Below are 25,387 nucleotides of genomic sequence, written 5' to 3' on the forward strand. Positions count from 1 at the left end.
GAAAGCTGTGATCAGGTCGCGGGCACCACTTCGGCCAGCACGGCCGTGTCCCGCATGGGCCTGCGGCCCCGCCCCAGACGGCGCACCAGCACGTGGGCAACCCGCTCCGCGGCCCGGTCGATCGCCGAACGCAGCTCCATCTCGGTAATCGCGAAAATCACGTCCGGCCGATTGCGAAGGCGCAGTTGTACCACACAACGCTTATCGACACCGCCGCGCGGACCATTCACATCTGCGAGTTTGACCCTGGCCCACTGGATGTGATCCCGGAACCGCCCGATTGCGAATCCCATCCGCCGCACGACGTAGTCACGCAGCGTGGCCGGAGCCTCGACACCATTGCATTGCAGATCGATACGCATGAGCACCTCCCGAACATTGGAATATGCCGGCCAACCGGCATCACCACCATAGTAGGGAAGCGCTGACTCCTAAAAAACACACATCGCGCTGAGTTTTACTCAGTTTTATCCGAACTTGAAATCGAATCGGTCCGGCGGATGATGAGAAGGAACGAAGGGACGACACGCCACGCAGCACGAAGCGACAGCGCAGAGCTAGACGAGAAAGCGGAAACGGGAGGCGACAGGCGGCAGGAGGGGAGGCAACTCTGCTAGAATCCGCGGCTTTATCGCGGCGCTCCGCCTGTTGTGGAGCCCTGGTGCCGGGAGAGGGACTCGAACCCTCACACCTTGCGGCGGCGGATTTTGAATCCGCTGCGTCTACCGATTTCGCCATCCCGGCCGGGAAGCGCCGCATTATCCACGAAACCGCCCACGAGCGGCAAGCACATGCCTCTTACATTAGACGATTTCGATTATTTGCTGCCTCCCGAGCAGATCGCACAAGCGCCGCTGGCCGATCGCAGCGCGAGCCGCCTGCTGGTGCTCGACGACGGCGAACTGCTCGATCGCCACTTCTCAGACCTCCCCCAATACGTCCGCCCGGGCGACCTGCTCGTCTTCAATGACACGCGCGTGATCCACGCCCGCCTGTATGGCGTCAAGGAAACCGGGGGCCAGGTCGAGGTCCTGATCGAACGGGCCGTCGGGTCGAACGAAGCGCTCGCCCAGGTGCGCGCCAGCAAGTCCCCGCGTGCGGGCAGTCGCCTGCGCCTCGCGGACGCCTTCGACGTGACCGTACTCGGGCGCGTCGGCGAATTCTTCCACCTGCGCTTTCCGGCGGGGGAAGATCTGTACGCGCTGCTGGAGCGCCACGGCAAGCTCCCGCTCCCGCCCTACATTGAACGCAGCGCCGACGACCAAGACGAAACCCGCTACCAAACCGTCTATGCGCGCGAACCGGGCTCGGTCGCAGCCCCGACCGCCGGCCTGCATTTCGACCAGAAGATGCTCGTCGAACTGCAGAAGATGGGCGTGCAAGGCGCCTGGCTCACGCTGCACGTCGGCGCCGGCACCTTCCAGCCGGTGCGCGTCAACGATCTCGGCGAACACCGCATGCACCGCGAACGCTACGTGATCCCGCAGGAGACGGTCGACGCGATCGCCGCGACCCGTGCCGCCGGCGGCCGCGTGATCGCCGTCGGCACGACCAGCCTGCGCGCGCTCGAAGGCGCGGCCCAGGACGGCACGCTCGATGCCGGCAGCGGCGAGACCGAGATCTTCATCCTGCCCGGCTACCGCTTCCAGGTCGCCGACGCGCTGATCACCAACTTCCATCTGCCGAAATCGACCCTGCTGATGCTCGTGTCGGCCTTCGCCGGAATGGAGCCCATTCGTCGCGCCTATGCCCACGCAGTGCGCGAGGACTACCGATTCTTCAGCTATGGTGATGCGATGTTCATCACCCGCCGCCACGATGCAATTTGACCTGATCACCCAGGACGGCGCCGCCCGCCGCGGCCGTCTCACCCTCGCCCACGGCGTCGTCGAAACCCCCGTCTTCATGCCGGTCGGCACCTACGGCACCGTCAAGGCGATGACGCCGACCGCGCTCGAGGACATCGGCGCGCAGATCTGCCTCGGCAACACCTTCCACCTGTGGCTGCGCCCGGGCCTGGAAGTCGTCGCCGCGCACGGCGGACTGCATGGCTTCATGGGCTGGGACAAGCCCATCCTCACCGACTCCGGCGGCTTCCAGGTGTTCAGCCTCGGCGCGCTCCGGAAGATCAGCGAGGAAGGGGTCAAGTTCGCCTCACCGATCGACGGCGCGAAGCTCTTCCTGACGCCCGAGATCTCGATGCAGATCCAGCACACGCTGAACTCCGACGTCGTGATGATCTTCGACGAATGTACGCCCTACCCCGCCACGCGCGACGAGGCGGCGAAGTCGATGCGCCTGTCGCAGCGCTGGGCGAAGCGCTCGCGCGACGAGTTCGACCGCCTCGGGAACGCCAACGCGCTTTTCGGCATCGTGCAGGGCGGCATGTACGAGGACCTGCGCGACGAATCGCTCGCCGCGCTCGAAGACATCGGCTTCCACGGCTACGCGATCGGAGGGCTCTCGGTCGGCGAGCCGAAGGAAGACATGGAACGCATCCTCGCCCACACCGCGCCGCGCCTGCCCGTAAACAAGCCGCGCTACCTGATGGGCGTCGGCACCCCGGAGGACATCGTCGCGGGCGTCGCCGCGGGCATCGACATGTTCGACTGCGTGATGCCGACGCGCAACGCGAGGAACGGCTGGCTCTTCACGCGTTTCGGTGACATCAAGATCAAGAACGCCACCCACAAGCAGGACACGCGTCCGCTCGACCCTTCGTGCGACTGCTACACCTGCACGAACTTCAGCCGCGCCTACCTGCATCACCTGCACCGCGCGGGCGAGATCCTCGGCAGCATGCTTAACACGATCCACAACCTGCGCTATTACCAGACGCTCACCGCTGAACTGCGCGGGGCGATCGCGGACGGCAGCTTCACCGACTACCTCACCCGCTTCCGCAGCGAACGCGCCACCGGCACCGCATGACATCGGCGCCGCACGGAAAGCTGCAACGGCGCTGCTGCTATAATCATCCGTTTATCGAAATCACCCGGAGATCTCTGTGTTCATTTCCAATGCATATGCCCAGGCTGCTGCCGGCGGCGACCCGACCGGCGGCCTGATGGGCTTGGCACCGCTGGTGCTGATGTTCATCGTACTGTGGTTCCTGATGATCCGCCCGCAGATGAAGCGCGCCAAGGAGCACAAGACCATGGTCTCGGCGCTCGCCAAGGGCGACGAAGTCGTCACCCAGGGCGGCATTGCCGGCCGCGTCACCAAGGTCGGCGACGCCTACCTGAACCTCGAGATCGCCGACAACGTCACGATCGTCGTCCAGAATCAGGCCGTCGTCACGGTGCTGCCGAAGGGCACGCTGAAGACCCTTTGAGGCCCCCTGCGCGGTGCCGGCCCCGCCGGCGCTGCGCGGCCCCGCCGCCACACCGCCTCCCTTTCCGGTTCCAGTCACGTCATGAATCGCTATCCGCTCTGGAAGAACATCCTCATTGGTCTGGTCCTGTTCTTCGGCCTGATCTACACCCTTCCCAACTTCTTCGGCGAAGTGCCCGCAGTTCAGGTCTCCAGCGGCAAAGCGACGCTCAAGCTCGACGCCGCCTCGCTCAGCGGCAGCATCGAACAGGCCCTGCGTGACGCACAGATCCCGTCGACCGGCCTCTTCGTCGACGCCAACAGCATCCGCGTGCGCGTCGCCGACACCGACACTCAGCTGCGCGCCAAAGACGCCATCGAAAAGCGACTGAACCCCGATCCGCGCGATCCGACCTACGTCGTCGCGCTGAACCTGCTCTCCGCGTCGCCCAACTGGCTGACCGCGATCCACGCGCTGCCGATGTACCTCGGCCTCGACCTGCGCGGCGGCGTGCACTTCCTGCTCGAAGTCGACATGCCGGGCGCGGTCACCAAGCGTCTGGACGCGACCGCCGGCGACCTGCGCACCCTACTGCGCGACAAGAACGTGCGCCACGCCGGCATCACACGCGAAGGCAACAGCGTTCAACTGCGCTTCCGGGATGCCGGCCAGCGCGACGCCGCCCGCAGCGCCATCCAGGGCAGCACCGCCGACCTGCAGCTCGCCGACCGCGACGACGCCGCCGACGATCTCAAGCTCGTCGCGACGCTCTCGCAGGCCGCGCAGAAGAACATCCGCGACTTCGCGATCAAGCAGAACATCTCGACGCTGCACAACCGGATCAACGAACTCGGCGTCGCCGAGCCGGTGATCCAGCAGCAAGGCCTCGACCGCATCGTCGTGCAATTGCCGGGCGTGCAGGACGTCGCCAAGGCCAAGGACATCCTCGGCCGCACCGCCACCCTCGAAGTGCGCCTCGTCGACGAGACCCCGGGCGCGCTCGACGCCGCGCTCGCCGGCAACGTGCCCTTCGGCACGGAGCTCTACAAGGAACGCGGTGGCGCCCCAGTGCTCGTCAAGAACCAGGTCGTGCTCACCGGCGACCGCCTGACCGACGCACAGCCCGGCTTCGATGGCCAGTCGCACGAAGCGGCCGTCCACCTGACGCTCGACGCCGCCGGCAGCCGCATCTTCCGCGATGTCACGCGCGAGAATATCGGCAAGCGCATGGCGATCCTGCTGATCGAGAAGGGCAAGGGCGAAGTCGTCACGGCCCCCGTGATCCGCAGCGAAATCGGCGGCGGCCGCGTGCAGATCTCCGGCCGCATGACCACCACCGAAGCCACCGACGTCGCGCTGCTGCTGCGTGCCGGCAGCCTGGCTGCGCCAATGGAGATCATCGAGGAACGCACGGTTGGCCCGAGCCTCGGCGCGGACAACATCGCGAAAGGCTTCCACTCCACGCTGTGGGGCTTCGTCGCGATCGCGACCTTCATGTGCATCTACTACGCGCTGTTCGGCTTCATCTCGGTGATCGCGCTCGCGGCGAACCTGCTGCTGCTCGTCGCGCTGCTGTCGCTGCTGCAGGCGACGCTGACGCTGCCCGGCATCGCGGCGATGGCGCTGACGCTCGGCATGGCGATCGACGCCAACGTGCTCATCAACGAGCGCATCCGCGAAGAGCTGCGCAACGGCGTCTCGCCGCAGGCCGCGATCCACGCCGGCTACGAGCGCGCCTTCGACACGATTCTCGACTCGAACATCACGACGCTGATCGCCGGCATCGCCCTGCTGGTCTTCGGTTCCGGTCCGGTGCGCGGCTTTGCCGTCGTGCACTGCCTGGGCATCCTGACCTCGATGTTCAGCGCGATTCTCGTGTCGCGGATGCTGGTGAACCTGATCTACGGACGCCGCCGCAAGCTCGACTCCCTGGCCATCGGTCAGGTGTGGAAGCCGGGCAACTGATCGCGACGCATGCAAGGACAAGGCTGAAAAATGGAATTTTTCCGCATCAAGAAAGACATCCCGTTCATGCGCCATGCGCTGACGTTCAACATCATTTCGTTGATCACGTTCGTGCTGGCGGTGTTCTTCCTGACAACCCGCGGCCTGCACCTGTCGGTCGAATTCACCGGCGGCACGCTGATCGAAGTCACCTACACCGAGGCGCCTCAGCTGGAGCCGATCCGCAACGCGCTCGCGACCGCCGGCTACCCGGACGCCCAGGTGCAGAACTTCGGCAGCGCGCGTGACGTGCTGATCCGCCTGCCCAACCGCGACGATCTCGACACGAACGGCATTTCGGGCCGCACGATGGCGACGCTGCAATCGGTCGGCGGCCCCGCACCGGAGCTGCGCCGCGTCGAATTCGTCGGCCCGCAGGTCGGCAAGGAGCTCGCCTCCGACGGCGCGATGGCATTGCTGCTCGTGATCTTCGGCATCGTCGTGTATCTCGCGCTACGCTTCGAATGGCGCTTCGCGGTATCGGCGATCATCGCCAACCTGCACGACGTCGTGATCATCCTGGGCTTCTTCGCCTTCTTCCAGTGGGAATTCTCGCTGCCGGTGCTCGCCGCGGTGCTCGCCGTGCTGGGCTACTCGGTGAACGAATCGGTCGTCGTCTTCGACCGCGTGCGCGAGACCTTCAAGAAGAAGCGCAATCTGACGACGCCGCACATCCTCGACCACGCGATCACCTCGACGATCTCGCGCACGATCATCACGCACGGCTGCACGCAGATGATGGTGCTGGCGATGCTGCTCTTCGGCGGCGAGACCCTGCACTACTTCGCGATGGCGCTGACGATCGGCATCTGCTTCGGCATCTACTCCTCGGTGCTCGTCGCAAGCCCGCTCGTGATGTGGCTCGGCGTGTCGCGCGAGCAGTTCATGAAGCCCAAGAAGGAAAAGGAAGAGGCGGTCGTCTGACGGCCTTCTTTCCTAGCCTGCCTCGCGCGCGATGAACGAGTTCCTGCAAGCCTTCGTCAGTCTGCTGGCGATCACGAACCCGATCATCGCCGCGCCGCTCTTCCTCGGCATCGTCGCCGGCATGCCGGTCGCGGTCAAGCGCCGCGCGGCTGGCCAGGCGGCGATGGCCGTCCTGGCGATCCTTGCCGGCGCCGCGATCGGCGGACGCTACATCCTCGAACTTTTCGGCATCTCGCTCGATGCCTTCCGCACCGCGGGCGGCCTCGTCATCATCCTCGTCGGCCTCGAGATGCTGCGCGGCAGCCCGAGCGAGATGCAGCGCGACGAAGCCTCGCCGGAGGACGCCCGCGACCGCATCGTCGTCCCCTTCGCGATGCCGCTGGTGGCCGGCCCCGGCGCCATCACCACGGCGATCACGCTGTCGGTCGCCTACCCGTCGCGCCTCTACCTCCCGGTGATCGCGCTCTTCGCCTCGGTCGCCACCGCCGTCGTGCTATGGCTCGTCCTGCGCCTCGCACTCGTCCGCCAGCGCCTCGCGACGCCGCGCGTCGAGCGCATCTTCACGCGCTTCATGGGCCTGATCCTGGTCGCGATCGGCTTCCAGATCGGCATGCTGGGCATCCGCGACTTCTTCGGCCTCGGCGGCGCCTGACCGCCGCCCCTACCGCAGCTTAGACCGCGAACACCTGCTTCACACGCAACACCTCGCCGCGCTCGATCAAGCCGATCAGGCGATCGATATTCGGATGCTTGCCCGGATTCGCTCGCGCATCCTCGGTGTGCTCGGCATACAGCTCCAGGCCCTTCTTCGCAGCTTCGGCGTTGATCGCGCCGTAGAGCTGCGCGAGATGGTTATAGACCGCGAGCGACCCGGCCTGGCCGGCCTTGTTCTCGATCGTCGCGACCACGCCCCCTTCCTCGTCCAGCAGATTCAGGGAAGCCAGGTGCGAGATTTTCGGCAACTGCTTCAGATTGTCGGCAAACGCCATTTCGATTCCTCCACTTCAATGAAAACGCCACCCGCAGGTGGCGTCGCGATTCGGACCCCAAGCGCCGTGATCAGATGCGCTTCGCAAGCTCCACGGCCTTGCCGACGTAGCTCGCCGGCGTCATGTCCAACAGGCGCTGACGGTCCGCTTCGGGGATCGCCAGCGTGCGGATGAAGTCCTGCAGCGCCTCGCGCGTGATGCCCTTGCCGCGCGTCATCGCCTTCAGCTGCTCGTATGGGTTCTCGATGCCGAAGCGGCGCATCACAGTCTGCACCGGCTCGGCCAGTACTTCCCAGGCGTTATCGAGATCCGCTGCGAGGCGAGCCGGGTCGGCTTCGAGCTTGTTGAGGCCGCGCAGGCAGGATTCGAGACCCAGCACGGCATGCCCAAAGCCGACGCCCATGTTCCGCAGCACCGTCGAGTCGGTGAGGTCGCGCTGCATGCGCGACACCGGCAGCTTGTCGGAGAAATGGCGCAGCACGCCGTTGGCGATGCCGAAGTTGCCTTCGGCGTTCTCGAAGTCGATCGGATTGACCTTGTGCGGCATCGTCGACGAGCCGACTTCGCCTTCCTTCAGCTTCTGCTTGAAGTAGCCGAAGGAGATGTACATCCAGATGTCGCGGCAGGCGTCGATCAGGATGGTGTTGGCGCGGGCAACGGCGTCGAAGAGTTCGGCCATCGCGTCGTGCGGCTCGATCTGGATCGTGTAGGGGTTGAATTCCAGCCCCAGCGACTCGATGAAGCGGCGGTTGAAGCCTTCCCAGTCGAACTCGGGCCAGGCCGACAGGTGGGCGTTGTAGTTGCCGACCGCGCCGTTGAACTTCGCCGTCAGCGACACGCCGGCGATCACGGCGCGCACGCGCAGCAGGCGGGCGGCGATGTTCGCCATTTCCTTGCCCAGCGTCGTCGGGCTCGCCGGCTGGCCGTGGGTACGCGACAGCATCGGCAGCTCGGCGTGCTGATGCGCGAGCTCGCGGAAGCGCGCGATCACCTTGTCGAGCGCGGGCAACAGCACTGCGTCGCGGCCTTCGCGCAGCATCAGCGCGTGCGAAGTGTTGTTGATGTCTTCCGAGGTGCAGGCGAAGTGGATGAACTCCGACACCTTGGTGACTTCGGCGTTGTGGCCGAGGCGCTTCTTCAGCCAGTACTCCATCGCCTTGACGTCGTGGTTCGTCGTGGCTTCGATGGCCTTCACGGCAGCGCTGTCCTCGGGCGCGAAGCCCGCGACGACGGCGTCGAGCTCGGCCACGGTGGCCGGCGAGAACGGGGCGATTTCAGCGAGACCGGCATCCGCGGCGAGCGCCTTGAGCCATTCCACCTCGACCTTGACGCGGTTGCGGATCAGGCCGTGCTCGGAAAAATGATCGCGCAGACCGGCAACCTTTTCGTGGTAACGGCCGTCGAGCGGAGAAAGGGCGGTCAGAGGTGAAACGGACATAGCGGAATTTCCGGGCAAAAGTGTTATTTTACCCTCGCAGCGACCCATCGAGCGAACGCATGCTCCGACACCCCTGCACTACCCGCCCGAGCGCGCGACGAATCTGCATGCCGGCGCCGAACGCAAAAAGAGACGAGGCAATGACCAACGCCGAAAAATACCGTATCCAGGTCGAAGCCAACGCCGAATTCGTCCCCGCCCAATCGGCACCGGACGACGGACGCTATGTCTTCGCTTATCACATCAAGATCACCAACACCGGCACCGCGACCGCCCAACTGCTGACGCGTCACTGGGTCATCACGGACAGCAACGGCAAGGTGCAGGAAGTCCGCGGCCAGGGCGTCATCGGCGAACAGCCGGTGCTCGCGCCCGGCGAGAACTTCTCCTACTCCAGCGGTTCGGTACTCGAAACCCCGGTCGGCACGATGCGGGGTAGCTACCAGATGGTCGGCGAGGACGGCCACCGCTTCGACGCCGACATTCCGACCTTCGTGCTCGCGATGCCGCGCGTGCTGCACTGACGCGCCATCACCATTCCGCAAGCGCTCAGTCCTGGTGCCGCACGACGGGCATCAGGACGGTGATCGCACAGCCTTGCCCGGGGGTGGAAACGACCTTGACGTGGCCATCATAGAGGTGCGCCATGCTATGGACGACCGCGAGGCCCATACCCGTCCCACGGCCGATCTCCTTGGTCGTAAAGAAGGGCTCGAACAGATGCAGTCGGTGTTCGGCCGAAATTCCGACGCCGTCGTCGGCCACCGTGATCGCGACGTAATCGCCGGAGAACTCGCGCCGGCACGAATCGCAGCATTCGGCGCCCCCCACTGACACGCGCCGCGCAGACAGGCGGATGGTTCCCTTGCCGTTGACGGCATCCCGCGCGTTCATCAGCAGGTTCATGACGATCTGGTGCAGATGCGCCGGATCGAAGGACATGTCCGGCAGCGCGGGGTCGATGTCGGGAATCAGCGCGACGGTGTCGGGCAAGGTCGCGCGCAGCAATCCGACGGCCTCGCGCCCGATATCCTCCAGCCGGGTCAGCCTGGGCTGGACGACGCCGCTGCGGCTGAAGTTCAGCAACTGCTGGATCAGGTCGCGCGCACGTGCGCCGGCGATGCGGATCTCGTCGATGTAGCCCGCCACCCGGGGCAGTCTCCCGTCCGCTTTCAACATGCGGTCGGCCAGCTCCGAATAGCCGAGGATCGCGACGAGTACATTATTGAAGTCGTGCGCGATCCCGCCGGCGAGGGTCGCGACGAGTTCCATCCGTTCGAGGCGCGCGACGCGCTCGAAGAGCTCGTGACGCCGCCGCTCCTCCTCGCGCAGGGGCGTGATGTCCTCCTTGAGCGCGACGAAGTGCCGGATTTCGCCGAGTTCGTCTCGCACCGGCGACACCGAAACGGCCTCGCGGATCAGGCGGCCGTCTCGCGCACGGTTCGACAGTTCGCCACGCCACACGTCTCCGGCCAGGATGGTCCGCCACAATGCCTCATACACCTCCCGCGGCGTCTCGCCCGACTTGAAGATGCTGGGACTGGCCCCGAGCAGCTCTTCCTGGCTATAGCCGTAGGCTTTGCAGCAGGCCGAGTTGACGAATTCGATGCGTCCCGACGGATCGGTCACGATCACTGCACATCCCGACTGCGCAATGGCCTCGGCAAGCGTGCGGTTGCGCCCTTCGCTCAGCCTCAGGGCTTCCTCGGCGAGCTTCATGGGCGTGATGTCGGAAAACGTGGTCAGCACTCCGGCAATACCGCCTCCGGCACCGAAGATCGGCTGGGCGTTCGCCTGAATCCACACCCGCCCGGCCGCACCGCACAGCTCGAGCAAGACCGCCCGTTGTGGCTCTCCGCCATGGAGGGTCGCCATGGCGAGCTGCTCTTCGGTCCGCGACGCCGCTTCATTCGCATCGGCAGCGCCTGTCCGATGGGCGAACGAGCCCTGCCCCGCCAACATTCCGGGACCGAGGATCCGTCGCGCGGCTGCGTTGGCGACAATCACCCGTCCGCGCACGTCGCGCACGACCATGCCCTCGACCATCGCCTCGAATATCGGCTCCAGGCAACGGAGATCCGCTGATTCGTCGAGGAAACGCAGCTGTTCACTCATAATCCAGTCCGCTTACTCAGTTCTCGATCTACGCGATCTTCATGCATCGATCACGGACGCGAATCTATCCCAATCGAGGGAAAACTCCATACCGGAAATCCGCTGCTTCTGCGCACTTCTACGGATACCGGCTACAATTCGGTTCTCGCTTCGAACCATCAATCAGTACATGCCCACCTGCCAAATCGCGACCGGATCGGTATGTGTTGTCGACGACGACGAGCAGGTTCGGCGCTTTCTGGTTGAAGTGTTCACGAGTGTCGGCCTGCAGGTGCAAGCCATCGCCTCAGGCGAGGAATTCATCCGCACCTGGCATCCGGACGGCCCCTCCTGCGTGCTGCTCGACCTCCGCATGCCGCGCATGACGGGGCCGGAGATCCACGAGTGGCTGCGCGCGCACCATCCCGAAGTACCGGTGATCTTCCTGACCGGCTATGCCGACGTACCGACGGCCGTCGCCGCGATGCGCCTCGGGGCCTTCGATTTCCTCGAAAAGCCCTTCAATATCCAGCATCTCATCGAGCGCACCCAGGACGCCTTGCGCAAGGCTGGGCAGAGCCGGGCCGACAGATCCGCCGGCATCGCCTGGCTCGCAACGCTGACGCCGCGCGAACGCGAGGTGCTCGACGGCATCGTCGCCGGACAGCGCAACAAGACGATCGCCGCGGCGCTGGGCATCAGCGAGCGCACCGTCGAGACGCATCGTGCAAACATCATGCACAAATCCCGCACCCACTCGGTCGCTGAACTGGTCGCGCTCGTTCTCGCCAATAGCGGCGGACGCTGAATGGCATATGCCTTCAGTCTTACGTAGATATACCGACTCTCCTTAGAACTCCCGATAGTCATACTCAATCGATGCACATAGGCTAGCGCCATGAGGATGCCAAACTCGCGGCATCTGCATGAAGGCCTTGCAGCGTAAGGATTGCGACCATGACAAAGACCGTTTTTCTCGTCGACGACTCGGCGACCATCCTCCTGAGTATTTCGGGCATCCTCAGCAAGGCGGGTTATGCGGTCGAGAAGGCTAGCAGCGGCGAAGAGGCGCTTAGGAGATTCGGCTCCGGCGCGAAGGCCGACCTGCTGCTCACCGATCTGAACATGCCCGGCATGAACGGGATCGAGCTGATCCGCGAAGTCAGGAAGCTGCCGGCACACAAGTTCATGCCCATCCTGTTCCTGACGACCGAATCGCAGCAGAGCCGGAAGATGGAGGCGAAGGCCGCGGGGGCATCGGGCTGGATCGTCAAGCCCGCGACGGCGGACGAGTTGCTGAACACGATCAAGCTCGTCGTCAAGTGAGGTGCCGCGATGACCTCCGCCTTCAGCAGGCAGTACCGCCTGTACCAGCGACGCTCGCTCATCACCGGGATGAGCGCCGCGCTTGCCTTGGCGACGGTGTTGTACGCATTCCATGACTGGTACCACGAACTGACCGGCCTGCCGGACCGGGTGCTGGACACCATGGGCGTCTTCGCCAACGTGCTCGCTTTCATCGTGCTGCAACGCCTGATTTCGACCCGTTTCTACAACGACATCCGCTACGGCATGGAACCGCTGCTGAACGATGAACAGCGCAAGTGCCCTTCCGTACAGGCATGCACACGGGTCGCAATCCCGGAATTGCGTGACATGCCGCGCTATACGCGGGTTCTCTCTGCGCATCTGCAAAGCATCACCGAGCAGACCGAGCAGGCTGCGAGCGACGTGGTCACGCGCCTGCAGACGATCGACGAGGTCGTTTCCGAACTCAACGGCTTCGTCGCCCGCGCGGCAAACGAATCCGAGACGATGTCGGAGGAATCGGCGCGCAAGATCGCGGAGAACCGCGACCTGATCGAACGGCTCGAGGCATTCATCCAGCATCGCATCGACGAATCGGCACGCGACCAGGAGTTGGGCACTGCCGCGGTGCGGCAGACGAAGTCGCTGCAGGCGCTGGTCGATCTCATCAAGCATATCGCCGGCCAGACCAACCTGCTCGCGCTCAACGCGGCGATCGAAGCCGCCCGCGCGGGCGAGTCGGGACGCGGCTTTGCCGTCGTCGCCGACGAGGTGCGCAAGCTGTCGCAGGAAACGGAAGCTGCCGTGAAGAAGATCAACGACGGCATCGCGTCCGTCGCCGCAACGATCGAGAGCCAGTTCAGGGACAAGGTCGCGAACAGCCACATCGGCGAGGAGCGCGACAGCCTCAAGCGCTTCGCCGAGCAGCTCGCGGCGCTGGGCACATCCTACGAACGGCTGACCGAACGGGAGCGGATGATCCTCTCGAACGTCACCGACAGCAGCGTCCGGCTCTCGGAGATGTTCATGAACGCGATGGCAAGCGTCCAGTTCCAGGACGTGACCCGACAGCAGATCGAGCATGTGATCCAGGCTCTCAGACGGCTGGATAGCCATACCGCCGATCTTGCGACCGTAATCGAACGCGGGGATGACACGGCAGCGAATGGGGCGTTGACACCCCTCGCGACCCAGCTCGAAGAGATCTTCGACGGCTATGTGATGGAACATCAGCGCGACACCCACCAGGCGTCGATGAAGGCTTCCGCCGACTGCCCGGCCGCGCCGCGTGCCGCGGCTCCTGCCGCAAAGCCGTCGAGCAACGTCGAACTGTTCTAAAGGACCGATCCATGTCACACAAGGACACCGCGCCGGACGCGGGTGCCAACGTGCGCCTCGCACTCGACGCCGACCTGACCATCTACCACACCGTACCGCAAAAGCAGGCGCTCATCGAGGCGCTCGCCGGGAGCAACCGGCTTGAGCTCGACCTCTCGGCGGTCGGCGACATCGACACCGCCGGACTGCAGTTGCTGATCCTCGTCAAGCGCGAAGCGCGGGTACAGGGAAAAGAGGTCGTCATCACCGGCCACAGCACGGCAGTGCGCCAAGTCATTGATTTCTGCAATCTCGCGGCCGCCTTCGGCGACCCGATGATACTTCCCGCCTGAGCCGCCGAAGGATCCCTACCCATGGACGAACTGACCAATACCTTCGTCGCCGAAAGCCGCGACATGCTTGCAGAAATGGAGGCCGGACTGCTGCGCCTCGAGCAATCGCCGGACGACCGCGACAACCTGAACGCGATCTTTCGTGCAGCCCACACGATCAAGGGCGGCTCCGGCGTCGTCGAGTGCCATTTCATCGAATCCTTTATGCATCAGGTCGAAAACATCCTCGATCTGCTGCGAAACGACGCGATCCCCGTCACCGGGGAACTGGCCACGCTGCTGCTCTCGTGTTGCGACCATCTGGGCGTACTGCTCGACACCCTCGCTGCCGGCAACCCCGAGCTCGAGGAATCGGTGAGCGCCCGCGGAGCGGCGCTGACCCATGCGCTGACTGCCCACCTCGCCCCGGATACCGCGTCGTCCGGAGGCGGTGTCCCGGTGGAACAACAACCGGAAGTGCTGACGAGCGGCGGCGGCGTGGTCACCACCGACGGTTGGCACCTCTCGGTACGATTCGCCCCGTACGTGCTGAAGAACGGCATGGATCCGCTGTCATATCTGCGTTACCTGGCGACACTCGGCGAGATCCTGTCGATCGAGACGATCAGCGACGCGATACCGGCCGCGGCGGCGATGGATCCAGAAAGCTGCTACCTGGGCTTCGAAATCCGCCTGCAGACACGCGCTTCGAAGGCAGAGATCGAGCGCGTCTTCGAATTCGTCCGCGACGATTGCCAACTGCGCATCCTGCCGCCGCAGTCCAAGATTCAGGACTACATCGCCCTCATCAACGAGCTGCCCGAGGACTCGATGCGCCTCGGCGAAATGCTGGTGCGCTGCGGGGCACTGACCCAGGCCGAACTTGACGCGGGCCTGGATCTCCAGAAGACGCAACCCGAGGGCGTCGAGGCCGACGAGCCCGAGGCCCACCAGCTACTACCGATCGGTGAAGTTCTCGTGGAACAGCACGTTGTGCACCGCGAGGTTGTCGAAGCTGCTGCCTCGAAACAGGCAACCGTCAGCGAAAAGAAGGCGATGGAGGCGCGCATGGTGCGCGTCCAGGCCGACAAGCTCGACCAGTTGATCGACCTCGTCGGCGAACTGGTGATCGCCGGGGCCAGCGCCAACCTGCTCGCCCAGAAGAGCGCAAGGGCCGACCTGATGGAAAGCACATCGGTGCTGTCCCGACTCGTCGAGAACATTCGCGACGCGGCATTGCAGCTGCGCATGGTGCAGATCGGGGAGACCTTCAACCGTTTCAACCGTGTGGTGCGCGACGCATCGCGCGAGATGGACAAGGACATCGAGCTCGTCATCACCGGCGCCGAAACCGAGCTCGACAAGTCCGTGGTCGAGAAGCTCGGCGATCCGCTGATGCATCTCGTCCGCAATGCGCTCGACCACGGCATCGAACCGGCTGCGGTTCGTCGCGCGCAAGGAAAGCCGGAGAAGGGCCGCGTCGGCCTCAACGCATATCACGACTCCGGCTCAGTCGTCATCGAAGTCACGGATGACGGCGGCGGACTGCCGCGCGAGAAGATCCGGTGCAAGGCAATCGAGAAAGGGTTGATCGACGAGGCCGCGGCCCTGAGCGACGACGAGATCATGAACCTGATCTTCGAGGCCGGCTTCTCGACCGCCGACAAGATCACCAATATTTCCGGCCGCGGAGTTGGCATGGACGTCGTACGCCGCAACATCCAGGCCCTGCGCGGAACGGTCGAGGTACACACCGTCGAAGGCCAGGGCTCGACCTTCGTCATCCGCCTGCCGCTGACGCTGGCCATCATCGACGGCTTCCTCACCGCCGTCGGCAAGGCCGCGTACGTCGTGCCGCTCGACTCCGTCGTCGAATGCATCGAGCTCACCGATCCGCCGCCGCAGCGCGATTACCTGTATTTGCGTGGCGAGGTCCTGCCCTTCGTACGCCTGCGCGAAATGTTCGACGTCCCCGGACCACCGCCGCTCCGACAGAACGTCGTCATCGTCCAGTACGCCGGCCACAAGGCAGGGCTCGTCGTCGACATGCTGCTCGGCGAGTTCCAGACCGTGATCAAGCCGCTGGGGGTGTTGTTCCAGCATCTGCGCGGCATCGGCGGCACGACGATCCTGGGCTCGGGCGATGTCGCGCTGATCCTCGATGTGCCCGCACTGGTCGGCCTCGTTACCGGTCAGGAAGAAAGACTCCTTGCAAGCTCACAACGTCGCGAGCTCGCAACCGCTCACTAATTCGAATAACACAAAGACAACTTTCGCTCAGTCATCAGGAGTCACCCAAAATGTTCAAGAACCTGCGTATCGGCGCACGCCTCGGCATCGGCTTCGGCTTCGTCATCACCTTGCTGGTGATCATTTCGGCGCTCGCCTACCTACGGGTCGGCCAGATCAACAGCGAAATCGAAAACATGGTCAACGACAAGTTTCCGAAAACCGTCTGGGCCAACAACATCGTCGAGCAAGTAAACCTTACCGCCCGCAGCACGCGAAACATGTTGCTGCTTAACAAGGCCGAAGAGATCCAGAAGGAGCAGGAGCGCCTCGCCGAAGCCAGCAAAGTTATCAGCGAGAACATCGACAAACTCGAAAAGAAGATCACGTCCGAGGCCGGCAAGAAGCTGCTGGCGGCGATGACCGAAGCCCGCAAACCGTATCGTGCAGATCTCGCGAAGCTGCAGGAACTGATCGCCGGCGGCAAGCGCCAGGACGCAATCGACCTGCTGATGGGCAGCATGCGCAAGAACCAACTCGAGTACCTTGCCTCGATCTCCAAGCTGACCGACTTCCAGGAAGATCTGATGACCGAAGCCGGCAAGGACGCCGACCACGTTGCCAACCAGACGCAGACGCTGGTGCTGATACTGGCGCTGGCCGCCATCGTGCTCGCCGCCGGTTTCGCCTGGTGGGTCACAGTAAGCATCACGGCCCCGGTCAACCAAGCCGTGGCCGCCGCCAATGCACTGGCCAACGGCGACCTGACGGTGAAGATCGACGTCCAGTCGTCCGACGAAGTCGGCAAGCTGATGGGCGCGATGCGGGCGATGGTGACGAAGCTCGCGCAGATCATCGGCGAAGTGCGCAACGCAGCCGACAACCTGTCGAACGCGTCGGCTCAGGTTTCGGCGACCGCACAATCGCTGTCGCAATCCTCGTCCGAGCAGGCCGCCTCGGTCGAGGAAACCACGTCAAGCATGGAGCAGATGACGGCCTCGATCGCACAGAACACCGAGAACGCCAAGGTCACCGACGGAATCGCGTCGAAGGCGTCCACGGAAGCCGACGAGGGTGGCCAGGCAGTAGGCCAGACGGTCGAGGCGATGAAGTCCATCGCGGAAAAGATCGGCATCATCGACGACATCGCCTATCAGACCAATCTGCTCGCGCTCAATGCCGCCATCGAAGCAGCCCGCGCGGGCGAGCACGGCAAGGGCTTTGCCGTCGTCGCCGCCGAAGTGCGCAAGCTTGCCGAACGCAGTCAGGTTGCCGCACAGGAAATCGGCGACGTGGCGAAGAACTCCGTCAAACTCGCGGAACGCGCCGGGTCCCTGCTCACCGAAATGGTGCCGTCGATCCAGAAGACTTCCGACCTCGTGCAAGAAATCGCTGCCGCAAGCCGCGAACAATCGTCCGGCGTCAGCCAGATCAACGGGGCGATGGGACAACTGAACCAGACCACGCAGCAAAATGCCTCCGCGTCCGAAGAACTTGCCGCGACCGCCGAGGAAATGGGCGGTCAGGCCGAGCAGTTGCAGCAGCTGATGCGCTTCTTCCATCTCGAGGGACCGGCACAACCTGGCACCCAACGGCCGGTGGTCAGTGTGCCGGTTCGCCGTCCGGCCGGAGTGGCGCCCGTGCGGCCCGCGTTCGCCGCCGCCGCGGCCGACAGCGATTTCGAACGTTTCTAAGGGAGACGGACGGTGAACACGATCGTTCAAGCGAGTACCGTCACCGACAAGTCGCGCCAGCTCGTCACCGCCGCGACACCGGAGAACGCGCAATACCTGACCTTCCTGCTTGGCGGCGAGATGTTCGCGGTCGGCATCCTGCACGTGAAGGAGATCATCGAGTTCGGGAACCTCACCGAAATCCCGATGATGCCGACCTTCATCCGAGGCGTGATCAATCTGCGCGGGGCGGTGGTACCGGTCATCGACCTTACGGCACGCTTTGCGGGCCAGCCCAGCCAGCCGGGCAAACGCACCTGCATCGTCATTGTCGAGGTGCAGGACGGCGACCTGAGCCACGACGTCGGCATCATGGTCGACGCCGTGTCGGAGGTCCTGGAAATCCCGGCCGACGAGATCGAACCGCCCCCATCCTTCGGCGCGCGGATCCGGGCCGATTTCATTCAGGGCATGGGCAAGGTTGCCGGCCGGTTCGTCATCCTGCTCAACATCGACCGGGTGCTGTCGGTCGATGAAATTGCCACGCTGGCAACTGTTGCGAGTACCGGCGACGGACTCGCGCACCGCCCGGGAAGTTGAGATTTCGGCTCCTATATGCACTCGTTCGCCACGGAGCATGATCATGCATGATCCACGCGAACTCGAGCGCATTGCGCACACGATCGGTCCTGGCGCCTGGGCTGTCGAGTCGGGCTGCCCGATTGCAACGCTGCTGGGCTCTTGCGTAGCCGTATGCCTTTGGGACCCAGCGCTTCACCTCGGCGGCATGAATCATTTCATGCTGCCATATCGTGGACGACAGCATACCCGGCCAGACATCGACACCCTGCTTTGCGGCGACTTCGCAATGGAGGCACTCCTCAATGGCATGATCGCATGTGGAGCACGGCGCACCCGCCTGCAGGCCAAGGCCTTCGGCGGCGGCGCCGTCGTTCCCGGCCTAACACATTCACGTATCGGCCAGCAAAACGTCGAATTCGCGTGCCAGTGGCTGGGACGTGAACATATTCCGCTTGTGGCATCAGATTTTCTTGGACACTGGTCCCGCAAAGTTATTCTTGATCCCAGCACCGGCGATGCCTACTGCAAGCGCGGTGAGGAAATCTCAAGCAGACTGATCAGCGCCGAAGAACGCTACGAAAAGGCACTGGCAAAGCCGCGCAAGACCGACATCGAACTTTTCTGAACGGCCCCAATGGACGCCAAGATCACAGACCAGGAGTTTGCACTCTTCCAGCGACTCATCTACAGGCTCGCCGGCATCAATCTCACGGACGCGAAGAAGGTGCTCCTCGTCGGCCGCCTGAGCAAACGCCTCAACCATTACGGATTCTCCACCTTCTCCGAGTACTACCGCCTGCTGTCGTCGCGGCAGCCCCCCGAGGAGGTCCAGACCTTTGTCGACCTGCTGACGACGAACGAAACCTACTTCTTCCGCGAACCGCAGCATTTCGACTACCTGCGCAGCCAGATCATCCCGGCGCGGCGCACCGCGAATACATTCCGCATCTGGAGTGGTGCCTGCTCGAGCGGCGAAGAACCCTACTCGATGGCGATGGTGCTTGCAGATGCCATGCCGGACGGCAATTGGGAAGTCTTTGCGTCCGACATCTCCCAGACCGTCCTTGCCCGCGCGCAGGCGGGGCTCTACCCGCTGGAACGTACCAACGGTATTCCCAAGGAATTCTTGCAGAAGTATTGTCTCAAGGGTGTACGATCCCAGAACGGGAAGCTGCTCGTTGCCCCCGACCTGAGAAAACGCGTACGCTTTGCGCAGGTGAATCTGACAATGCCAATCGAGGGGATTGGCGACTTCGATGTCATCTTCCTGCGCAACGTAATGATCTATTTCGACACCGAAACCAAGCGCAAGGTCGTCAACAACATGATTCCGAACCTGAAGAACGGAGGCTATTTCATCGTCGGGCATTCGGAATCGCTCAATGGCGTGACCGACCGGCTCAGGGCCGTCCGCCCGACGGTCTATCAGAATCCCGTCTGATTCACGCAACATGAGCCCGTCCGCCCGCCCGCCTGCTGCGATTCAGGTCATGGTCATTGACCAGTCCGCCGTCGTGCGTCAGGGACTTGCCGAAATGATCGCGCGCGCGGGCGATGTGGAGTTGATCGCCACCGCATCGTCGCCCCAGTTCGCGATGGACAAACTACGACGGCGCTGGCCCGACGTCATCATCCTCGACATCGATACGCCACGCGCCGACGGCCTGGGTTTCCTGCGCAGGCTCATGTCGGAGCGTCCAACGCCAATCATCGTTTATTCGTCCCTGGTCGAACATGACCATCCGGCCGCCATGCAAGCGCTGGACGCAGGCGCGCTTTCCATCATGGCCAAACCGCGATCCGGTCTGAAGGATTTCATCATCAAGGCGGCCGATGACATCATTGCCGAAATTCGTGCTGCTGCCCGCGCCAATCCGCGCCTGTTGAAGCCCGCCCTTGCATCCCTCGAGCCGAAGTTCAGCGCTGACGCCGTCATCCCCGCGCAGACGGCTGCCGTGCCATCACGAACCACCGACAAGATCATTGCGCTCGGCACTTCGACCGGCGGCACGCAAGCACTGGAAGCGGTGCTGACACGCTTACCTGCCAACATCGCCGGCATCGTCATCGTCCAACACATGCCGGAGCGATTCACCGCGATGTTTGCTGAACGCCTGGACGAGCTTTGCATGGTCAGCGTCCGTGAAGCGCGCCACAACGACCGCGTCGTGCCTGGACAGGCCCTGATCGCACCCGGCGGGCGTCACATGATGCTCAAGCGCTGCGGAACCCAATACCATGTGGACATCCTCGACGGCCCGCCCGTGAATCGCCACAAACCGTCGGTCGATGTGTTGTTCCGGTCGGTCGCCCAGTCTGCCGGCCCCAATGCGCTCGGAGTCATCATGACGGGCATGGGCGACGACGGCGCCCGGGGTCTGTCGGAGATGCGACGCGCCGGCGCTGCAACCATCGCGCAGGACGAAGCCTCGTCGGTGGTATTCGGCATGCCGAAGGAGGCGATTCGTCTCGGGGCCGCCGAATCCGTGCTGCCCCTTGACTGCATTCCCTCCGCCTTGGTCGGTTTCAGTAGCGACGGCACGCACTGAAGACGCAACATGGATATCAACGACGACCACCTTCCGCTCACCGCCGGGCAACAGTCCAGGGCGGATGGCGATGACCGCTCCGCATTGTGCCCATCGGACGCAATGCCCCCGACAGGCACGAACGAGGCATACGAGGCCGGGCAAGCGAATTTTCTGGTAAGCCGGATGAGGAGAATGCCGACACGCATCCGAAGCTTTCGTCAAGCCAGGCAATCCGCACGCTCATCATGGCTGCTTACCGGCATCATCCTCATCGAGCTGATCATCGCCATCGTCGTCGGAGGGATACTGATCGACGAATGCGCCCAGGTCGAAGAGCGCGCGGTGCAGGCGACCCGTAACGATGCCCTGGCTCTCGAAAGAGAGCTTGCTGCGATCGTTCGCTCCTGCGACATTATGCTGGGCACCGTGATCGACGAATATCACCGCCAACTCGCGAGCGGCGGGGTCGACGCGGTGCGCCTCAACCAGTTCATCGCCGTACAGGCGGCCCGTCTTCCCGAAGCCGAAGGCGTGAGAGTGACCGACTCTGCGGGTACGATCCGATACGGCAGCGACGTTCCGGCTGGCGCACGCATCAATCTCTCGGACCGTACGCAGTTCCGCAGCCTGGCGGCGCAGGAGCAGGACGGCCTCGTCATTTCGCGTCCCCAGCGTACGCGCATCGACCAGCGATGGCAGGTGATGCTGGCGCGCGGGGCGAAGAATCCCGATGGAAGCTTCGCCGGCATGGCCTTCGTTTCGGTCCCCGTCGAGAATCTGACCCAGACCCTCGCGCAGATCGCCGTCCCGGAGGGCGGAGCTATCACATTGCGCGGCGCGGACCTCGGCATCATCGCCCGCTACCCCGATCCGGACAACGGAGACGACGTCGTTGGCCAATCGATGGTGGCGAAACCCTTCACCAACCTGCTCAAGACCGGCGCCGATGCCGGAACCTTCCGCGCGTCCACACCGCTCGATCGTATCGAAAGGCTGACCTCGTTCAGGAAAGTCGCCGGCTATCCCCTCTACCTGACGGTCGGCCGGGCGGAAGAGGAGTATCTGCGGAGTTGGAGGACGTGGGCCACCGTCACCGCGGGGGCGATTGCGCTGTTCGCCGCGATGACGACGGGTCTTGCCCTCGTCGCACATCGCACCCGCCGACGCCTCGCGCACGCCAGTCAAGAAATCCGGCGCCTGGCCCACACCGATTTCGTCAGCGAATTGATGAACCGGCGTGCGCTCCTGGAAACCGCCGAACTCGAACTGGCGCGCGCGCGGCGATACGGAAAGCCACTGTCGCTGCTCGTCTTGGACATCGACCACTTCAAGTCCATCAACGACACGCTTGGGCACTATGCAGGGGACAAGGCGCTGCACCAGTTCGCCGCCCGGGTCCGCCACGCCCTGCGGGAAGTCGACCTGCTCGGCCGCTGGAGCGGGGGCGAATTCGTCGCTGTACTGCCTGAAACCGACGTGACCCACGCTCGCGAGGTGGCCGAACGTGTCCGGCACACGGTGGCCGCCACCGAACTCGCACTCGATGGCACGCCACCGCTGAAGCTGACCGTCTCGATCGGGATCGCGACCCTCGCAGCCCCCGACGAGGCCTTCGAGACGATCATCGCGCGCGCCGACACAGCATTGCGGGAAGCCAAGAACGCTGGCCGCAACCGCGTCTGCGGCTGACCGCGCCAAGCAAAGGCGAGCTTGCCCGGCGCTGCCAGTGAAGCATCAACTCCGGTAGTCGGCGTTGATCTTCACGTAGTCGTACGAGAAATCGCAGGTCCAGATCGTCGCGCGCTCCTGCCCGCGGCCCAGATCGACGCGAACGGTGATTTCTGCGGCCTTCATGACCCGCGCGCCGGCTTCCTCGCGATAACTCGCGGCGCGCCCGCCGTTTTCGGCCACGAGCACCTCCTCGTCGGCAGTTCCCAGCCACACACGCAAGCGGCCCACGTCGAGGTCGTCGATGCCTGCATAGCCGATCGCGGCCAGGATGCGTCCGAGGTTCGGATCCGACGCGAAGAAGGCGGTCTTGACCAGCGGCGAATGCCCAATCGCGTACCCGACCTTGCGGCACTCCTCCCGCGACGCGCCCCCTTCGATCGCGATGGTCATGAATTTGGTCGCGCCTTCGCCATCCCGCACGATCGCCTGCGCAAGCCGGATCGACACGTCGACGACGGCCTCGCGCAAGGCGCGATACTCGGCACTGATCGGATCCACGATCTCGGCATTGCCGGCCCGGCCCGTGGCGATCACGATGAAAGAATCGTTGGTCGACGTGTCGCCGTCCACGGTGATGCTGTTGAACGAAAGATCGGCCGCTTCGCGTGTCACGGCATCCAGCAGGACTTGCGAGACCGCGGCGTCGCAGGCCACGAAGCCGAGCATCGTCGCCATGTTCGGCTTGATCATGCCCGCGCCCTTGCTGATTCCGGTCAGCGTGACGGTCTTGCCGCCGATCTCGACGGTGCGCGACACGGCCTTCGCAACCGTATCGGTCGTCATGATGCCGTGCGCCGCCTCGAACCAACCGTCCTCGCGGAGATTCGCCTTCGCACCGGGCAGACCCGCAATGATGCGTTCCACAGGCAGCGGCTCGAGAATGACCCCGGTCGAGAATGGCAGGACCTGGTTCGAGCGAATGCCCATCGCGCCGGCAACCGCTTCGCAGGTCGCATTGGCTTTCGCGAGCCCCTCTTCCCCGGTGCCGGCATTCGCGACGCCGGTGTTGATCACCAGCGCGCGGATGTCGCCGGCCGGCAGATGCTTCTTGCACACCTGCACCGGCGCGGCGCAAAAACGGTTCTGAGTGAACACGCCCGACACGCGGCTCCCCTCCGCCACTTCGATCAGCGTCAGGTCGCGCCGATTGAGTTTTCGGATAGCCGCTTCGGTGACACCGAGACGCACGCCGGGAACGGCCTTGAGCTCGGAGGGCTGCGGCGTGGAGAGGTTAACGGGCATGGCATTTCTCCATCAGGGGTTAAAGGGCGACATTCGCCGCTCAGTGTGAGGTGATTGTTCCAGAACGCAAATCGGGGCTGGGTGGTCCGAAGCGCGCGCCTACTGCCCCGGACGCTTCGTGGCGACTGCGGCGACCGCCAGCGACACCTGCTGGACGAAGAGCTGCATCGCCTCGAAGGCTTCGTCGTCGATCGCAGACGCGGGATTCAGCCGATCGGCGTAGAACAGGCCGATCGCGCGCCCCTGCACCACGATCGGAGCAACGCACGCGAGCGTGGTGTTCGTGACGAGCTGCAACCGATCCAGTTTCATCCCGGGCGGATTATTGCCGGGAGCGAAGCGCATCGGGCGCGGACTGCGAAAGAACTCGTTCACCAGGTCGCCCGGAGTTGCGTCGAGGGAAAAGATGAAACGCTGCTTCAGGCCCTCCGCCCCCTTGCCCAATGCCACCTTCCCGATCAGCTGCTGGCGATTCTGCGACAGCAGCGCGAACAGGACCCGGTCGAAGCCGACGCCGCGGTAGATCCCTTCGAGGACGAGTTGCAGGATTTCGTTGAGGCCAGCCCGCGCCGCGATACGCCCGGAAATTTCGCGCAGAATCTTGAGCTGGAGCTGCGGGTCGGGTTCAAGCAGGCTCTGCGCCGGGTCTTCCGCTTCCTCCTCCTCGAGCGGAATGCCTTCGGGGGATGCCTGCGGAATCTGTCGGCCAGCCTCAGGAGCGCCGAAATAAGCGGCAATGCGCTTGGCCTCGGCGCTGTTGGCTGCGAGTTCCTCGCGCATCGTTTCCGGCGTGGTCCCGACGAAGGTTGCGAGCTCGCCGATCAGGCGCCGCGTGCCGGGCGAATCCCAGCCGCCTTCCGCCTCGGTCGCCAGGCGCTCGCCATACAAGATGGCCTGCTCTGTCGGCCCGATCCGACTCTTCCCTTCGAGGACCGACTGGAGCAAAGGCCCGAGCTTCCACTCCTTCACGAGGCTTTGCGACAACTGGCGCAAACGAAAGCCCAGCACATTCAGCTGCGCCTCTTCCGCCGTATGGGCGCCTGCCCGCATCGCCGCATCGAGACGCTGCGCCGCCTTGCCGCCGAAGCACCAGAAGGCCATCTCGCCGACACGCGACAACAGCGCCGCAATGAACACTTCCTCGCTGCGTGGGTCGCGCCGCATCGCAGCCAGCGAGCGCGCCTGAACTGCCGAGTGAAAGCCGCGCGCCATCTCGTTCAGCAGCCGATCGCGCATGCCGCCGGCGAGCAGCGCGTCGATGACCCGGATCGCAACCGCGATCTCGGCTACGGCGTTGAACCCGAGCACTACGATTGCGCGGCTGATCGTGCTGACCGGTTGGTGGGTCGGGTTGTACAGCGGGCTGTTCGCAAGCTTCAGGACGCGCGCGGTCATTGCGACGTCCTGCAGGATCGCCTGTGCGAGGCGGCCGGTGGTCGATTTTTCGTCGTCAGTGACCGAATGGATGAGTTCGATGGTCACCCCGAGAGCAGGCATCTCCTGGTCCCGGATATGAGCCACCCACTCGCCCAGCGCGCGCGGCTCGCGTGCCGGGCCCGGGGTCTCCGGGACCCCGAGCTCGAGTTCGGGAAAGAGGGCGGGCGACGCCGGGCGACGCCCCTGCGGCTCAGACGGACCAGCCATGATGCGGACGTACCCGTCCCGGCTCGCCCGCGACTG

23 protein-coding genes, 1 tRNA gene and 1 pseudogene are annotated in these 25,387 nt (G+C 64.3%); 18 read left to right on the forward strand and 7 right to left on the reverse strand.

The features are described from left to right. Window positions 1-11: 11 nt before the first annotated feature. Both AZKH_RS18295 and AZKH_RS18300 read right to left on the reverse strand, forming a co-directional pair. A complete protein-coding gene (locus tag AZKH_RS18295; protein ID WP_015437279.1) occupies window positions 12-362 on the reverse strand; it encodes an HPF/RaiA family ribosome-associated protein in 351 nt (116 codons plus the stop codon). Window positions 363-659: 297 nt separating this feature from the next. Continuing rightward, a tRNA-Leu gene (locus AZKH_RS18300) sits at window positions 660-744 on the reverse strand. 47 nt (window positions 745-791) lie between these two features. Here AZKH_RS18300 and queA point away from each other — a divergent pair. From queA to AZKH_RS18330, 6 genes are all read left to right on the forward strand, one after another. Continuing rightward, on the forward strand, window positions 792-1,829 hold the full coding sequence (gene queA / locus AZKH_RS18305) for a tRNA preQ1(34) S-adenosylmethionine ribosyltransferase-isomerase QueA (RefSeq protein ID WP_041656362.1): 1,038 nt from the start codon (window positions 792-794) through the stop codon (window positions 1,827-1,829). Then, window positions 1,819-2,931 (forward strand): tRNA guanosine(34) transglycosylase Tgt, encoded by a 1,113-nt coding sequence (gene tgt / locus AZKH_RS18310; protein ID WP_015437281.1) that lies wholly within the window; start codon window positions 1,819-1,821, stop codon window positions 2,929-2,931. Before queA ends, tgt begins: the two co-directional genes overlap by 11 nt. A gap of 70 nt (window positions 2,932-3,001) precedes the next feature. Beyond that, window positions 3,002-3,334, forward strand: coding sequence for a preprotein translocase subunit YajC (gene yajC / locus AZKH_RS18315; RefSeq protein WP_369795117.1), 333 nt, complete (start codon window positions 3,002-3,004; stop codon window positions 3,332-3,334). An 81-nt stretch (window positions 3,335-3,415) separates the two neighbouring features. Beyond that, window positions 3,416-5,278 carry a protein translocase subunit SecD gene (gene secD / locus AZKH_RS18320; protein WP_015437283.1) on the forward strand — a complete coding sequence of 621 codons (1,863 nt, stop codon included), beginning with the start codon at window positions 3,416-3,418 and terminating at the stop codon, window positions 5,276-5,278. Between the two features lie 30 nt (window positions 5,279-5,308). Further along, window positions 5,309-6,241 carry a protein translocase subunit SecF gene (secF, locus tag AZKH_RS18325; protein WP_015437284.1) on the forward strand — a complete coding sequence of 311 codons (933 nt, stop codon included), beginning with the start codon at window positions 5,309-5,311 and terminating at the stop codon, window positions 6,239-6,241. 31 nt (window positions 6,242-6,272) lie between these two features. Further along, window positions 6,273-6,893 (forward strand): MarC family protein, encoded by a 621-nt coding sequence (locus AZKH_RS18330; RefSeq protein ID WP_015437285.1) that lies wholly within the window; start codon window positions 6,273-6,275, stop codon window positions 6,891-6,893. Between the two features lie 19 nt (window positions 6,894-6,912). On the opposite strand, the gene AZKH_RS18335 is transcribed toward AZKH_RS18330, so the two are convergent. Beyond that, window positions 6,913-7,230 carry a DUF2322 family protein gene (locus tag AZKH_RS18335; RefSeq protein WP_015437286.1) on the reverse strand — a complete coding sequence of 106 codons (318 nt, stop codon included), beginning with the start codon at window positions 7,228-7,230 and terminating at the stop codon, window positions 6,913-6,915. Between the two features lie 70 nt (window positions 7,231-7,300). After that, the gene (purB, locus tag AZKH_RS18340) at window positions 7,301-8,668 is read right to left on the reverse strand and encodes an adenylosuccinate lyase (protein WP_015437287.1); all 1,368 of its coding nucleotides are present in this window, start codon (window positions 8,666-8,668) and stop codon (window positions 7,301-7,303) included. A 140-nt stretch (window positions 8,669-8,808) separates the two neighbouring features. Here purB and apaG point away from each other — a divergent pair, with 140 nt between their 5' ends. Then, the gene (gene apaG / locus AZKH_RS18345) at window positions 8,809-9,192 is read left to right on the forward strand and encodes a Co2+/Mg2+ efflux protein ApaG (protein ID WP_015437288.1); all 384 of its coding nucleotides are present in this window, start codon (window positions 8,809-8,811) and stop codon (window positions 9,190-9,192) included. A 25-nt stretch (window positions 9,193-9,217) separates the two neighbouring features. Here the strand turns inward: apaG and AZKH_RS18350 are convergent, their stop codons facing one another. Further along, window positions 9,218-10,783, reverse strand: coding sequence for a PAS domain-containing sensor histidine kinase (locus AZKH_RS18350; RefSeq protein ID WP_015437289.1), 1,566 nt, complete (start codon window positions 10,781-10,783; stop codon window positions 9,218-9,220). A 169-nt stretch (window positions 10,784-10,952) separates the two neighbouring features. Between AZKH_RS18350 and AZKH_RS18355 the strand changes: the two genes are divergently transcribed. From AZKH_RS18355 to AZKH_RS18405, 11 genes and pseudogenes are all read left to right on the forward strand, one after another. Continuing rightward, window positions 10,953-11,570, forward strand: a complete 618-nt coding sequence (locus tag AZKH_RS18355; protein ID WP_015437290.1) for a response regulator transcription factor — start codon at window positions 10,953-10,955, stop codon at window positions 11,568-11,570. Window positions 11,571-11,719: 149 nt separating this feature from the next. Next, entirely contained in the window at window positions 11,720-12,088 is a 369-nt protein-coding gene (locus AZKH_RS18360) for a response regulator (protein ID WP_015437291.1), read from the forward strand. 648 nt (window positions 12,089-12,736) lie between these two features. After that, a pseudogene (locus AZKH_RS28040) lies at window positions 12,737-13,408 on the forward strand (methyl-accepting chemotaxis protein); the annotation flags it as partial. Between the two features lie 11 nt (window positions 13,409-13,419). Beyond that, complete coding sequence (locus AZKH_RS18370; RefSeq protein WP_015437293.1) at window positions 13,420-13,740, forward strand: lipid asymmetry maintenance protein MlaB; 321 nt, start codon at window positions 13,420-13,422, stop codon at window positions 13,738-13,740. A gap of 21 nt (window positions 13,741-13,761) precedes the next feature. Next, the gene (locus AZKH_RS18375; protein WP_015437294.1) at window positions 13,762-15,969 is read left to right on the forward strand and encodes a chemotaxis protein CheA; all 2,208 of its coding nucleotides are present in this window, start codon (window positions 13,762-13,764) and stop codon (window positions 15,967-15,969) included. Window positions 15,970-16,019: 50 nt separating this feature from the next. Then, on the forward strand, window positions 16,020-17,642 hold the full coding sequence (locus tag AZKH_RS18380) for a methyl-accepting chemotaxis protein (protein ID WP_015437295.1): 1,623 nt from the start codon (window positions 16,020-16,022) through the stop codon (window positions 17,640-17,642). Between the two features lie 12 nt (window positions 17,643-17,654). Continuing rightward, window positions 17,655-18,221: a chemotaxis protein CheW gene (locus AZKH_RS18385; RefSeq protein WP_015437296.1), complete on the forward strand. Its 567-nt coding sequence runs from the start codon at window positions 17,655-17,657 to the stop codon at window positions 18,219-18,221. Between the two features lie 43 nt (window positions 18,222-18,264). Beyond that, on the forward strand, window positions 18,265-18,828 hold the full coding sequence (locus AZKH_RS18390) for a chemotaxis protein CheD (protein WP_231874426.1): 564 nt from the start codon (window positions 18,265-18,267) through the stop codon (window positions 18,826-18,828). A 9-nt stretch (window positions 18,829-18,837) separates the two neighbouring features. Continuing rightward, entirely contained in the window at window positions 18,838-19,644 is an 807-nt protein-coding gene (locus tag AZKH_RS18395) for a protein-glutamate O-methyltransferase CheR (protein WP_015437298.1), read from the forward strand. Between the two features lie 10 nt (window positions 19,645-19,654). Further along, window positions 19,655-20,752, forward strand: a complete 1,098-nt coding sequence (locus tag AZKH_RS18400; RefSeq protein WP_015437299.1) for a chemotaxis response regulator protein-glutamate methylesterase — start codon at window positions 19,655-19,657, stop codon at window positions 20,750-20,752. Between the two features lie 174 nt (window positions 20,753-20,926). Then, a complete protein-coding gene (locus AZKH_RS18405) occupies window positions 20,927-22,423 on the forward strand; it encodes a sensor domain-containing diguanylate cyclase (protein WP_015437300.1) in 1,497 nt (498 codons plus the stop codon). Between the two features lie 45 nt (window positions 22,424-22,468). Here the strand turns inward: AZKH_RS18405 and argJ are convergent, their stop codons facing one another. Both argJ and AZKH_RS18415 read right to left on the reverse strand, forming a co-directional pair. Further along, window positions 22,469-23,707 (reverse strand): bifunctional glutamate N-acetyltransferase/amino-acid acetyltransferase ArgJ, encoded by a 1,239-nt coding sequence (argJ, locus tag AZKH_RS18410; protein ID WP_015437301.1) that lies wholly within the window; start codon window positions 23,705-23,707, stop codon window positions 22,469-22,471. Between the two features lie 99 nt (window positions 23,708-23,806). Continuing rightward, window positions 23,807-25,351: an HDOD domain-containing protein gene (locus tag AZKH_RS18415; RefSeq protein WP_015437302.1), complete on the reverse strand. Its 1,545-nt coding sequence runs from the start codon at window positions 25,349-25,351 to the stop codon at window positions 23,807-23,809. Window positions 25,352-25,387 lie beyond the last annotated feature (36 nt).

Origin of the sequence: Azoarcus sp. KH32C (assembly GCF_000349945.1) — a bacterium.
Classification (GTDB): domain Bacteria; phylum Pseudomonadota; class Gammaproteobacteria; order Burkholderiales; family Rhodocyclaceae; genus Aromatoleum.